The following is a 14,113-nucleotide window of genomic DNA, read 5'->3' on the forward strand; positions in this document are numbered from 1 at the left end:
CGCGAGACGTTCGCTCCCCTGGCGGCGTAGCTTCGACCGCACTGCCGGCGGCGTCGCCAAGGCCCCTTCCGCTTTCGCCTTGGTGGGCGGCTGGCCGATAGAACGGCGGTCAGACCGCAGAGTAGGTTGATTGTGGCTTCTGTCACAACCAAGGGTGCCTTAACTGCAGAAGGGCTGCCTGTCCACGCGACGAAAAGCCCTCTCTATTCAGTGTTCCATTCGTAAGGGTTGAAGTCCCATCGTTAATCAATTCACTTTCCATGCAGGATTGCCTTCGAGAGACTTTGACCTCTCAGCTCGTAAAATAGAAAATAAGAGAAGTTTCAGGGGCTTGATTGGATTGATCTTAAGCGTTTCTATTCGCATATCTATTCAAGCGCTGCTTTAGCGCTCGTCCGCCCTTCGAAATTGCCCTTAGGCCCAACTCCAATCAATTCAGCATTGTATTCAGGCCATGACCCTAAACGAGACAGATAAGGCCATCCTTGATGCCATCGAAACCGGAGCAAACACTGCCTCCGGAATTCTCGCTGCCCTGGAGCGGAACGGAATATCGATAAGCCAGCCAACCCTCTCCAGGCGCCTATCTGCCCTTCAGGCAGATCGATATGTGCTGGTCGAGGGGAAGGGGCGAAATACCCGATACAAGGCGGACAACTACAATCAATATTTCAGCATTCCGCCGGAGCGCCGAAAGGCCGTCAGCTACGACCGGTCCATCCTTGAGAACTATGTCCCAAATCAAACGCGCTGGTTGGACCCTGAAGTCTCGCAGCAACTCTTGGCCGCTGGCGGGGGAGTGAGAGCTGATGCGAGTACCTATTCGCGCGCTATCGTGCAAAAACTCCTTGTCGATCTGTCCTACGCTTCGTCCAGCCTGGAAGGAAACACCTACTCATACTTGGATACGCAGGTGCTCATCGAGTACGGCCAAGCCGCTGAAGGAAAGGCCGCCGATGAAACTCAGATGATCCTTAATCACAAGGAGGCGATTACCTATCTCGTCGACAACATCGGTGACATTGAATTGGATGTTCGTGAAATAAGAAACGTCCATTCTTTGCTTTCTCGTGGCCTTATCGATCCGGCGGCGCGCGGAACGGTGAGAAGGCGAATCGTTGGACTGGGCAACTCCGCTTACATGCCCTTGGCGATTCCGCAAATCCTCGAGGATCAACTCACCCTCATCGTGCAGAAGCAGGCTCTCATTGACGATCCCTTTGAGCGAAGCCTCTTTCTGATGGTGATGATTAGCTACCTCCAGTACTTCGAGGATGTGAACAAGCGCACCGGACGTGTCATCTGCAACGTACCGCTGCTCAAAGCAGGCTTGGCGCCCTTGTCATTTATGAATGTCGACAAAACCAAATACACTAAAGGCCTGCTCGCATTTTATGAACTGGGCCGCCACGACCTGATCGCTGAAGCGTATGCGGAGGGCTATGCCGCATCCGCGAGCCGTTACGATGCTTATGTCGGAAGAGACCGTGAAGAAGCGGAGTTGGAATTCAAGCGACGTGCCGAAATCTACGAAGCCGTCAAACAGTACGTCCTGAAATCGATCGAGCAAGGAGCCAGGCTAGACGCTCAAGAGTTTCTTTCCGCCCAGTTCGAAAAGGACGTAGGCAAGACAAAGCAGACCCTAATGCGCCGGACAAAAGACATCGTCGAAAGTCTAAACGAGGGAAATCACGTCGCCTACGGCATCGGGCGGAAGACATTCGACACCTACGATAAATTAGGTGCAGCCCGGAAATCCACGCCTTAAACCCCAGGATGACCTCTTGCAGGGCGCAAGCCGGATGTCTGAACTCCTCGATATCTGGGAATGTCATGGAGCGCGCGTTTATCCTCACGCCGGCGGTCGCTGAAATCCGCAAGACCACCCCGCGATGTCCGAAGAGACCGTGACGACAATCACGCGCCGGCACCACGTCTCGTTCGGCGAGCATCGAAACCTCGTCCGCGGCAATGGAATCGGCGTCCGGGCCATGCCAATGGAACGCTGCAAATATCTATGTGAATTTCCGGGACTGACGCGTGGCGTTCCCGGAACGCTCTGCTATTGATGAATTACGAGGTCTCCCCTCGCATACGCGCTGTCGTAACTGCGGCGTAAGAGCGAAAGTCTGATCAAGGATCGTGCGCGCCACGTTACTGCCTGAATACCTGGCGTGATTGGAAGGGAGACCTCGTGCCTGGCCCCGCGTCGTTCTTCGTCACTCCGATCCAGGTTCAGTTCCGAACGAGCTTACCAGCGAAGCCGAACTATTGAAGTTCCTTGCCGTATCGGCAGCCGAACTCAAGAAGATCTGGTGGTTTCGCAGCCGGATGTATTCGAGATTTCGAAAGGCAAAGGAAAGAAGCGCCTCATAAGCGCGCCGGACCATCGGCTGAAGATGCTACAGACCAAGATCGCGTCCTCGCTCGCGCCGTTGTACAGACCGAGGAATCCCGTTCACGGCTTTGTGGACAATCGTTCGGTCAAGACGAGCGCTACGGCGCATCTCCGGAGCAAGTTCATATTGAACTTGGATATCGAAGGCTTCTTTTCGGCCATTACGGAAGGACGTGTTTCCGGATTGATGAGCGCGCTCGGCATCGACGGTCGAGTCGCTGAGATATTGGCGCGGATCTGCTGCAACGAGGGTGTTCTGCCGCAAGGCGCACCTAGCAGTCCCATAATCTCCAACATGATCTGTTTCCGGATGGACAAGCAATTGCAGAGGATCGCCAAGGAGAGCCGCTGCATCTACACCCGGTACGCCGACGACGTCACGTTTTCCAGCTACCAGCCGTTGACCTTGTTGTTCGAAGGCCCTCCGCCGCCGGCCGGAAATTTCTCGCCCGATCTGCTCAAGGATGGGCTTCGCGGAGCATTCCGGTCCAACGGTTTCGCGATCAATCCACAGAAGGTCCACTACGCCGACAAGCATTCGCGGCGAACGGTGACCGGCTTGAAGATCAATGAAATCGTCAATGTCGACCGAATATTCGTTCGAAACATCCGGGCAGCATTATTCGTGGTCGAAAAGCAGGGCGCTGCGGTCGCTCAGAAGACCCTCAAGGACAAGTATGGTCGCGAAGCGGCCTTCGCGTCGCATCTTCGCGGCCGGATATCCTGGGTAGGGCACATCAAGGGACCTTCGGATCCGATTTTCCGCAGTCTGGCCTCGCGCTACAACAAGCTCTTCCCATCCGAGAAACTCGAAATTCTGCCCACGATTGTCGAGATCAGGGAGCGTGCGGTGTGGGTGGTCGAGCATTGGGGCGGTGACGCAACGGAAGGCAGCGTGCAGGGCACGGCCTTCTTCCTGAAGTCGGTGGGTCTCGTTACGGCATGGCACTGCGTGGACGGCGCGACCGAGATCGCGGTCTATCACCCCAGCAAGCCTTCGAATAAATTCAAGGTGACGGTTGCCAAAAATGACGCGCATCGCGATCTTGCCGTTCTCGCGCACGAAATACCTGCCACCGAGTACTACGAGTTCGATATATCGAAGCGCACATTCAAAGCTGGCGACAACACGACGGCGCTCGGATTTCCCGGCTTTGGCCCCGGCGACAAGATCAACGTCCGATCCGGATTGATAACGTCGTTGCCCATCAAGAGCGCCGTTCCGATGATCGAGGTCGCGCAAAAGCTCTCGCAGGGCATGTCCGGCGGTCCGCTGCTCGATGAGGACGGCGCGGTCGCCGGAATCAACTACAAAGGCGGACCGAGCGAGGCCAGAGATTTCGCCGTGCACGTCAAAGCGCTGACCGACTGGCTGAGCGTAGCGCAGCTAAGCCCCTGTGGTCTGTTGCGGACCTCTGCAGCCGGTCGAAGGCGTTACGTATCGCGAACGATAGGTTGACATCGACGAGTATCACCGCGTGTCGACGGCCGCTCATGTATTCGTCTTCCGGCAAGCACATCCTTTGCCGCGCGCGCGGGGCGATGCCGAAAACCGTCGCGTCGCCTTCCATAGGGATGGGGACGATCTGTGCCGCCGCCCAACGTCGGACTATGCGATAAAGGCATATACGGGGAGGCCTTGTCCGAAGCCGGTGAGTTCCTCTTGATCGCCATGCCGTGAAGCTATCGTTAAACGTTACGTGCAGGCCACCGAATGGAGCATGAGGCGCTTCCTTTGCGGATCCATCGCTTTGCGAAATCGGTGGAGGAGCCGGCCGTGCAGATATCGGACGTGGTCGCAGATTTGCTCGGAAAGTTCTTCGCGACAATTGTTGAGGATGACGCGGACGAGCTGCGTGACATCCGGAAATCTCTTTATGAGCCGTAACTACGCGGCCTCGCTTGCCTGAAGGGGTTGCTCGATCGCTCGAGGGCGACGCGGCCTTTGTTCATTGCGTACTGAGATTGGATGATCAGCGGAAGTTCTGACCGGTGTCTTGAGCGCTAGATCCGGGCCGGCGGTGTACGTCGACGTGCCCGGTGATACGGGCTTGCGATGTCCCGCTTTCAGGCCTGAATCCGCTATTCGGAAGCGCTGGGCGGTTTGGAACGATTTGAGCCACCTGGCGACGAGGGGTAATCTGGTGTGGGTATTGACTGGTGGCGCGCAACGTCTCGACTTGGGTTATTTGCCGTGGTCAGAAATGCCATCCAAGATCAGCTAGCACAAGGAATGGCTCGAGCCGCTGACGATCCCTGCCGTCTTAAATTCTCCGGTTCGGGCACCCGAGGGGCGCGATCATGTCGGAGCCGAAGGAGGTGCCGGCCCCCGACGGCGGCAAGCTCGGCGAACTCTGTAAGCACAGGAATTGGCGGTGAGGCGCGGGACGCATTAATTCCACGTATACGAGCCATCGATTGTGCGTATCGTACCAACCTTGTTTTTAGCCGTAGTCCAACAAATCGCTTTACGCAACTATCAGTTGTTACTATTTTGTCTTGGGCCGATTGAACGGGGATGGGTCGCGTGTCTTCGGGGGGACGAAGAAGGCCATCATTGTTTTTGCGGACGCGGCATACTCGCATGTCGTGGCACATACTTCCTGACTTTTGAAAACTCCTTTTCACGAGCCGTCGCGTCCTGAGCGATGGCGGAGCTAATACGAACGTAAAAGACGCATGCCGATCGATGCAGAACGCAGCGCGCACGTTTATGAGGCGTGCAAGCTCACAGACAACCTTTTCGTATTCAATCCATTTCTTCCGCAGCAGAACTTCTATTCCCAACAGCTACGAGCGCTTGCTCTGGCAGCGGAGATTTCCGATCGGCATCTCGCGCCGGGGCATCGAAGCGTGTGCATAGTCGGGGCTGGTGTGGCCGGGAGGACCATCGCTGCTGCCTTTCGCAGCCTGGGGGCCGGCGTCACTATCGTGGACAAGGAAAAGGTGGATTTCACCTCTTACCGTAATGCGATCCATCGGGAGCTCCATCCGAACATCATCTTCTGGCCGTTCCAGGAGCCGACACCCGCGACCGAACTGCCTTTCCTGAATTGGGCTCAAGCGCCGGTCACCGAAGTCGTCGACGCGATGATGAAGGAATGGGAAGAGAGCTTCGCAAAGCACGTCGCGTTCATCCACGCCGAAGTGGATGAGATCGAGCGCGCCGCGACGCCACTTACGATCAAGCTTGCCGACGCCCAGAAAACCGAGCTGAAGGCCGATGTCTGCGTGATCGCCACGGGCTTTGGGGCCGAAAGGCAGTTCGGCAATCTGCAGACCCCTGCCTACTGGTCTCCGTCATCGATCATCGAATCCGGCGACGAGGTCATGGTCAGCGGATCGGGCGACGGCGGTCTGATCGACGCGCTTTCTCCGATCCTCGGGAAGGACGTGACGAAAGCGGCGCACATTTTGGCGGCGCGATTGTCGAAGAAGCCGATGAAGACGGATGTAAGGGCGATCGAGGAAGAACGGCGCGCACGGGTCACGGCCGGGAACAAAGACAGCGAGGATCCTTGCCCATTCTATTCCACCGTACATCTTGAAGACGAAGATACGGAGGAGATCGAGCCTTTCATCAAAAGAGATCCGGTGCCGTCCGTCACGCTGCTGCACGAGAGCAAGAGTGCCTATTCCTTTTCGGCCGCGCCCATCAACAAGCTCCTCCTTTCCCATTTCAGCAATGGTCCGGCGCGGTGCGTGACGCATGTGAAAGGTAGCCTTAAGACCGTGGACAATCAGGCGACGATGGTCCCGGAGAACGGCACGCCCGAATGTATCGAGCCTCCGACGACGCGGTTCGCGAAAGTTATGGTGCGTCATGGCGCCCCACCGGCCGCGAAAGAGATCCTTGATGAGCCGGACCTGGTTCGTCTTGGGGAACTTTCCTTCGAGCATCTCGATGCGGCCATACTGCCCGGATACGACTCCTCGAAATATGCGTGGACCCGTAAGGGAGTAGGGAATGCCGCCATCAGCATGAAAGTGCTGGCGGATTCCCTCGAGCGTTCACTCGATCTGATATCCAGGGCCTACGATCTGGACTTCTCGAATATCCGCATGCTGCGAACCAACATCGAGGGCGAGCCGATCAAAGTAAATTTACCTACGGCTGATACCAGACGAGCCGAAAGGTTCGATCTATTCCCGTTGATGGTCGGACCTGTTCTGGTGGAGCTGGGCGAGCCCGACACGACGAGAGACATCGACTATGAAGACTGAGCTGAAAGGTCTCCGCGAACCGTCGAGTGTCAGCTCCAATGCCTTGCGGATAGGCACCCTGGTCAGGGTCAAGATCGACGGCAAGAAGGGCGCGAAGATGATGCTGTCGGCCCTGGTCCGAAAGGGGCCTGCCGTCTTTGCGCTGATGACGCCGCATTCCCGGGTGGGCAAGGTGGATTCTGGCCTTTGCGAACTGGTTCGCGGTCCCGGGCGGTCGAATGTCCGGGTCGGCCACTTCGTTCCGGTTGCCGACGTCCTGGGCGCCAAGTCGCCCCACGTCGGCTTCCAAGCGGTCCAGCTCGAGGCATCCCCGCTTTTCAACGATCCGGTCCAGTCGTCCGAAAAGATGGTTACCGTACGGGACTTCCGAAGCAACCTCTGGGATCGACCGAACTTCCGGGTTCGACGCGTCAACGCGGAAGAGGTTTCTCCAGCGTCCTCAGGCTCGCGTCGCAATCAGCAGTCCAGGGCCAAGAACAACAAGCTTGGTCGCTTGACCGGCGAATTGTTCAAGGTGCGGATCAAGGACGGCAAGGAAGCGGACCTTTGCCTGCCGTATTGCGGCCTAGCCACGTCGCGTGGTCGTCCATTCGCGAACAAGCAAAGCGTCGGCGCTCCGGTCATATCGAAATCTGGAGCTTTGTCCGGATTCATAGTCGGACGAAACAGCCGCGAGAATCTAATCCTTCCCGTCGAGGAATTGACGAAAGAGCAGTCGCTTTCGTTCGTCACCTTCGGAGAAGACTGGCCCATGGTGCGCATCGCGGCCGAGAAGAACCGCACGAAGTGATGCGGCCGCCGGGCGCCGCGCCTTAGTCGTCGAACAGCTCCGTCCGGCTGGCCTTCGGGTCTTTGGCCGCACGTCCGGGACCAAGCTATCGCCGGCCAGGCGCCCGAGGCACCAAAGATAAACTCCCGAGTCCGGCTTCCGGCCCGAGTCACGTTTGCGGGTGCACCACGAGACTGAGCCTTTGCCGTTGCGATGGAGCGGAACGGAGTTCTAGTCTTGACGCGTTGTTTAAGCGAACCAGTAGGTGCCCGGTGCCCGTAAGCCTTGAGGCATACATCGATTGATGATGATCCACGGTTAGAATCGAATATGGAGGAGAGTGGCGACGCTGCCGATTTCTTGCGTTCTGAACGAGTGAGTGAAGAAAAAGCGCGCAAGTTGGTGAATCCCAGGTGCGAAACATCGACACCATTGATTTAGTCATTTGTGTCGAAAATCTCTTGACCGTCCAGCAGATTGAATCGATAAATCGCTCCACTACTGCAGGTTAAGTTATCAATTCTCGACGCGCGTTACGATAATTTGTCAGTCGTCATTATTGCAGGCGCCCCTAATCTCCGGCGTCATGTTTTCGATGAGAACCGGTACGAGTGTTTTCGGAATTTAGGTCGATTTTGCTCGCTCGGGCTATCCCGTTAGGCAGTGTTCGGAGGTGGCGCGATGACTGTGCGCGAGCAGCTTTTTACATTGTTGCGCAATCTTCGGTGGATTGTTGTTCTGTCGGTGGCCATTTCAGTTTTGCTTTACCTGCCGGATCAGATTCAGGAGCTCTACCGGATCGCCGCTGACGACATTGGGTGGGTTACGGTCGGGGAGTTTATCGCCCTTGGCGTGATCGCGATAACGGTTTGGGCGTCCGCGTTTCAGCTTACCACCGCGACCCTTCCTCTGATCCCGCGCGCTACGGGCCGGCTGGCTCTCTATATAAAACTTGCGCCTGTTGTGCTTGGAGCGTTGCCGATCGTCGCTGCGGCCGCAGGTCAACTCGCCTCGCGCCCGGCTGAAAAGATCGGTGAGGTCGAGGAGGTCGGGAGTATCTTCCGCATTCAGGACCAGGCGCTCGCCTTCGAGCGGAACATGCTGCTCATCCTCGCCTTCGCCATGTTGGTCCTGCTCGCCTGCTTTGTCATGTTCGCCTGGCGGATGGGATCAAGAGATCGCTCGACTGAGCTCGCCAGCCGGGCCAACAACGCCTATTTCATCCGCTACAGATTTCTCGCGCTCACGATCGGCGCCATCGCCATGCTGACGGCGGGGTTCGTATTGCTTCCCGATCGCCTTGCGCAATTCGTCGGATCATTCGGCGTGATCGCTCTTTTTACGATGTGCGTGGTGGCTCTCACCACGCACTTTGCGCTACTGACGATCAGATTCAATTTCCCATTCATACCGGTTGTCTTTGGCGGCTTGTTCCTGGTTGCCTCCTTGTTTGGAAGTGACGACCATGGGCTGCGCACCGTAGCCCAAGCCGCTGGCAAGGCCGAAGAGAAGGCGCGCATTTCTGCAGTCGAAGCATTTCGCCAGTGGCTTCTGCAAAAATCGCGGGTGGCCGAGGCCAACCGGCTCGGAGAATCTCGTACTCATTGTGGCTGCCCAGGGTGGCGGTATCTACGCAGCCAACAACGCAGCGCGTTTTCTCGCCAGAATGCAGGATCTCTGTCCGGCATTTCGGCAGCATCTGTTTGCGATAAGCGGCGTCTCCGGCGGAAGCGTCGGTTCGGCAATCTTCGCGGCTGCGCTTCATGCTGACAATGCGCCACTTGATGCGATCGCTTCCGACGCAAAGACCTGCCCGAAAATCGCGGACTTTCTCGCAGGCGTTGGCCGCGCCGAGGATATCGATGCATCTGGACCGGTGGAACAACGCGTTGCAAGCGTCCTGGATACGGACTTTCTCTCGCCATTGGTTGCGGGCTTTCTATTTACCGATTTCACCCAGTTGTTTTCGCCGGTTGCGATTCCAAGTTTCGATCGCGCACGGTTTCTGGAATACACGCTGGAGAATGCGACAGACAGAATGCTCAAGACCCACAGGGGCATCAACGATCAATCCAATCTGCTAAAGGCCGAGTTTCAGTCGCATTGGACGCCAGGCAACAATATGCCGGCGCTATTGTTGAATACGACAGATGCCGGTAGCGGAAAGCGGGTCGTGATCTCGCCCTTCGATATCGATCCGCTACACTCCAAAGACAGAGACCTCTGTATTCTCGCAACGCTTGATCGCGCCGGGAGTGGGATCGGTCAAACCGTCGCAAGCCACTCCCTGCCGATTCGGCTGAGCACAGCGGCGTTTACGAGCGCGCGATTTCCGTGGGTGACACCGGCAGCAACGGTTCCCTTGCGAAATGACTGCATTACCGCCAATCCACAGGTACGCTTGGTGGACGGCGGATATGTCGAGAATTCCGGAATCGAGACCGCGCTTGATTTGATTGAGCGGCTCAACAGCATCAAGGGGACCTCTGACGCGCCAAAGTTCCGGATTTATCTGTTGTCGCTGGTGAGCGGTCAATTCGGAGATCACGGTTCCTTCATGTTCGGTGAACTCATGGAGCCAGTGCGCGCGCTTTTGAGCACGCGCACCTCTCGAACCTATGTGGCGCTTAATCACGCGACCAATATCGATCGCCGGCCGGAGAACGATGTAACGTCCAGCGTGCAACGCTTTCCAACGTTTGGCCGCACGGACATAACAGGCTTGTTCTACAGCCTGCCGCTTGGCTGGACGCTATCTCAGAAGACCGCAGACATCATCTCGCTGAGCAGCGGCCGCTTCTGGGATTGCGTGCCCAAGGATGATTTCGATCAATCCCGCGAGAGGCAAAGCAACGCTGATTGCTTGCAAGTGAAATTGTTTCATCTCTTGAACGGGTCTGTCGCGTCCGCATTTGAAACGCTCAAAGATGCAAAACTTGCCCAGGCGGCCTACGCCGACGAACTGGACAAGGAATATCGACCGACGCCAAAGATCAAACCGCAGCCGCTGCTTGCTTGTTATGAGAGCAAGTGGTTGCAGGAGCATGGCTATCAAAGATACCAGGACAAAGTTGCTGCGTACGAGCACCAGCTGGCGGTGTCACTCAAGAACGATTTGCCGGCTCCGCCATCCATGCCGCCATATCGAAAGAGCTATATGGCGTATTTTCAGGCCGAGCAGGTGAAAGCCTTGTTGCAGGAATGGGACCGCGTAGAGGAGACCGACCCGCGCATCCTGGCCTACATCCTCGGGTCAATCTCCTACGACAGTGCCGATTTTACACGCAGCAGCGAAAACTTCTCTTATAGCGCGGTCTTGCAACTCCCACGCAAATGGCGCGAGCGAATAGCCAAGAACAACGCTGACCTGGCGGCCGCGAGCAAGCCGCCGGTCGCCATGGACGCATTGCTTAACCATCCCAAGGAACTCGCGAACTTTGTTCTCGGCTACGAGGGTAACCCGTTCGCAAACCAGCCCGGAACGGATGACGGTTGGCTGTTTCGTCCGCGAGGAATGTACCAACTGGTCGGACGCGAGCAATATCAGGAAGCCCAGAACCACATGCTCCAGGTTGGAGACTTGGCGGGACTTGATCTCCTCACACTTCCCGACGCACTGCGAGATGCCAAGATCTCAGCCAAAGTTGCCTTCGCTCATTTCCGTCTCCATCCCTACCAAGACCGAACATTGTTCGAGTTGCTTAAGGATCCTTCGAAGGACTGGATCGCCGTGCGCTCGCTGCAAACGGACATGGATCATGGCCCGGCTGACGGTGAGCGTGTCAAAGCTCGAAGCGAGATGTTCCTTGGCTGCATTGAAGAGGCGTTACATCCGACTCAGCTCAAGACCTTGCAAGGCAAACTTTACGGTAGCGATTGAGAAGGCTGATCCACTGCTAGGGGGCCCTATGCGACGGAGCGAAGCTAGAAAGCTGCGCTTTCTTCATCTGACATTGGAAACGTTGAGTTTTAGAGGAGAATTGCCGAAGATGGCAAAAGGTGAAAGATGCCGGTCGAAGCTTCGTCGACTGTTTGAAGGGCTGTCTGTCGCCGGGCTGATGTTTGCCGTTGCTTCGGGAGCCGCAGCAGGCCAGGCTCAGACGGCATCGAAGCCGCTTTCAGCCAACGACGTATCTATCCTGTTTCCTGCACCCAGATCGCCGGCTGACCTCGTCAATCTGATCGCGGTGTCCGATCTTGTCGGTCCAGCGACGGCTCCGCAGCGGCTTTTTTCGGATGAGGATTTCGCGCGCTTTGTCGCAAACGCCGAAAATCCCGAACGCCCAGGCGCGCCGGACGCCGGCACGCGCCGCATTGCCCTGCCCAATGTCGTGAAAAAGATTGATGCCTGGTTTGTCGCCGGCATCCGAATCGATCCGGGAGCACCGGGATTATCTGCAGACGTCATCGCCCAGTTTGGCCGGCAGCCGCAAATCCGCCTGATCATTCAGCCCGTGACCAATGGACCCGACGGATTTAAGGTCCATGACACGGCAGGCCACCTCATCTTCAGCTTCAACCTCGATCCCGATCCGCCCCTCGATGGCTGTGCGCCATTCCCGCGATTCAAGCCCGATGACGAGGCCTTCAAGGCAATCGTTCGCGACGTTGCGTCTTTGCGTGACCAACTTGCTGCAGGAAAGTTCGGCAATGTCAAAGTCTCGACTGCAGGTAGCATGAACGTGCATCCAGGCCTTGTCGGGGCGTCCGCGAAGCCGTTTCGTGATGCGGTGAAAGCCCTGCTGGAACAGCATCTCTCGCCGCAGCGCCTCAACACCATGGCTATCATGGGTATTTCACCGCCCGAACCCTGGGTGTTTGTCTCGATGCTTAGGGTTCCACAGGCCGGGTTGATAGCGGTGCCTGGTCCGACGCTCGATGGCCTGCATGCCGCACAGATGTTCAGCATCCTCAGTGGCACACACGTCGTCCCGCGGCCTGTCACGAACAACCAAAATCCAATGACATGTCGCCACGCAGCGCTGCAGACACCGCCCCTGCCGCCCGCCAATCGTAAGGGCGTTTCGACGGCCGATTTTATCGATGCCAACGTCGCCAATAACCGCGTACTCGAGATCGTCAATATCATTGCGGATCCGAAGAAGAGCCATTTCTTCAATACCGACTGCGTAAGCTGTCACACTGAGACGGCGCAGCCACTCGCCAGGAAAGTACAGAATTTTGCTGTGCCAGGCGTGAACCCAGCGGTGCTGCCGAAGGAAAACTGGAATGTTCGCAATTTCGGGTGGTTTCCGTCGTTTTTGCATGGTGGCGCGGCGGCCGCGACCATAACCCGGCGTGCCGCAGCAGAGACGGCTGACGTGGTCGCCTTCATCAATAGCCAGTTGCTGAACAAGTAGTCAGCGCCATTTCGGCCGGTGCGCTCGCGCGGCAGAAGGCGCGACTTGAGATAGAGATATGGAGGGGTACTATGGGGGCGCGTTCTTTCCGCTCTTGGGTCGCTGGGCTGGTGAGGCGGTGGCCTCATGTCATCGCTCTACTAGTTGTGATCGTGTTGGTCGCGGTGGCGTCAGTAGGCATGGCGTATTTCGTGCCGGAGAAGCTCCGCGATGCGGCTCTCAAGATCAAGAACGACGCAAATCTGGTTGCTCAGCTGCTGCCTGCTACACTGCCCGCGCCGTCAAAGATCGAAAGCGCGTATTGGCTGCCGCAGAATTGGACTTCACGGCAGCGCTACTGGTTTCACCATACATCGCAGGGCACGGCGACCATTCCGATCCCGTATCGATGGTTCCTGGCCCTGGAACGTCCCGAGTTGTCGATCCATTACACGAGCCTCAGAGGCTGACCGGAAATTAAAGTTGGGTGATTTCAGCAGGTTGTGATTCTTCGAGGTGTTCGAAGCCATCGGAGAAGCAGATGACCTGGACCGAAATCACCCGCTGTCAGCATGACAGACGAGCGCTGCGCTATGCAAGCGATTGTACGGATGCGGAATGGGCCTTGATCGAGCTGTTGATGCCAGGGCGGAGCAAGGTGGGTCGACCGCGCAAGACCTGCATGCGATCGGTATGGGATGCGATCCAGTACATTGCGACGACGGGATGCCAATGGGCGCTTTTGCCGAAGGATTTTCCTCCCTTTACGACGGTCCAGTACTATTTTTATGGCCTGCGCGACAGCGGGGTGTTGGACTTGATCAATGACGCCTTGGTTGAAATCGCGCGCAGGCTTGCTGGACGGGAGCCGCAACCAACGGCGGCGATCATCGACAGTCAATCGGTCAAGACGACCGAGAGCGGTGGGCCGCGCGGCTTTGATGCGGGCAAGAAGATCAAAGGTCGCAAGCGTCATATCGTCACCGACACACAAGGAAATTTGCTGAGCGCCATCGTGCACCCGGCCAATGTTCAGGATCGGGACGGTGCGCCGACCGTCGTCACTTTGGCGTGTGCGAGCTACCCGACTATTGCGCACTTGTTTGCTGACGGCGGCTACGCCGGCGAAAAGCTTGAGAACGCGCTCCGGAGAATCGACGGGCCCACTATTCAAATTGTCAAACGCCCGGATGAGGCAAAAGGCTTCGTTGTTGTTGCCCGACGCTGGGTCGTCGAACGAACGTTGGCATGGCTTAACCGCTGCCGACGTCTTGCCAAGGATTGGGAGGCCTCCGTCACCTCGGCTGAAGCATGGCTCCTTATTGCGTCAACTCGACAACTGGTCCGCCGCATCGCCAGATCGGCCAACGTCAAGTCATGAAT

Annotated in this window: 9 protein-coding genes; all 9 read left to right on the top strand. The window is 57.1% G+C overall.

Features of this window, described 5'->3' with window-relative positions; genetic code table 11:
• Positions 1-454: 454 nt before the first annotated feature.
• The 9 genes from ACE10X_RS10435 to ACE10X_RS10475 all read left to right on the top strand — a co-directional run bounded on the left by ACE10X_RS10435 (position 455) and on the right by ACE10X_RS10475 (position 14,111).
• A complete protein-coding gene (locus ACE10X_RS10435; RefSeq protein WP_168857686.1) occupies positions 455-1,768 on the top strand; it encodes a Fic family protein in 1,314 nt (437 codons plus the stop codon).
• Between the two features lie 547 nt (positions 1,769-2,315).
• Positions 2,316-3,857 carry a reverse transcriptase domain-containing protein gene (locus ACE10X_RS10440; RefSeq protein WP_304498910.1) on the top strand — a complete coding sequence of 514 codons (1,542 nt, stop codon included), beginning with the start codon at positions 2,316-2,318 and terminating at the stop codon, positions 3,855-3,857.
• A 255-nt stretch (positions 3,858-4,112) separates the two neighbouring features.
• The gene (locus tag ACE10X_RS10445) at positions 4,113-4,286 is read left to right on the top strand and encodes a hypothetical protein (RefSeq protein WP_304498911.1); all 174 of its coding nucleotides are present in this window, start codon (positions 4,113-4,115) and stop codon (positions 4,284-4,286) included.
• Between the two features lie 791 nt (positions 4,287-5,077).
• Positions 5,078-6,622, top strand: coding sequence for an FAD-dependent oxidoreductase (locus ACE10X_RS10450; protein ID WP_375764177.1), 1,545 nt, complete (start codon positions 5,078-5,080; stop codon positions 6,620-6,622).
• A complete protein-coding gene (locus ACE10X_RS10455; RefSeq protein WP_168857684.1) occupies positions 6,612-7,412 on the top strand; it encodes a hypothetical protein in 801 nt (266 codons plus the stop codon). The genes ACE10X_RS10450 and ACE10X_RS10455 overlap by 11 nt, the downstream gene beginning before the upstream one ends.
• Positions 7,413-8,997: 1,585 nt before the next feature.
• Positions 8,998-11,271 (top strand): hypothetical protein, encoded by a 2,274-nt coding sequence (locus tag ACE10X_RS10460; protein ID WP_304498914.1) that lies wholly within the window; start codon positions 8,998-9,000, stop codon positions 11,269-11,271.
• A 109-nt stretch (positions 11,272-11,380) separates the two neighbouring features.
• Entirely contained in the window at positions 11,381-12,751 is a 1,371-nt protein-coding gene (locus ACE10X_RS10465; RefSeq protein ID WP_304498915.1) for a hypothetical protein, read from the top strand.
• A 179-nt stretch (positions 12,752-12,930) separates the two neighbouring features.
• Positions 12,931-13,200 carry a hypothetical protein gene (locus tag ACE10X_RS10470; RefSeq protein ID WP_304498916.1) on the top strand — a complete coding sequence of 90 codons (270 nt, stop codon included), beginning with the start codon at positions 12,931-12,933 and terminating at the stop codon, positions 13,198-13,200.
• A 71-nt stretch (positions 13,201-13,271) separates the two neighbouring features.
• Entirely contained in the window at positions 13,272-14,111 is an 840-nt protein-coding gene (locus ACE10X_RS10475; protein ID WP_168859419.1) for an IS5 family transposase, read from the top strand.
• The last annotated feature ends 2 nt before the right edge of the window (positions 14,112-14,113 follow it).

The organism is Bradyrhizobium sp. Pha-3, assembly GCF_042258325.1.
Classification (GTDB): domain Bacteria; phylum Pseudomonadota; class Alphaproteobacteria; order Rhizobiales; family Xanthobacteraceae; genus Bradyrhizobium; species Bradyrhizobium elkanii.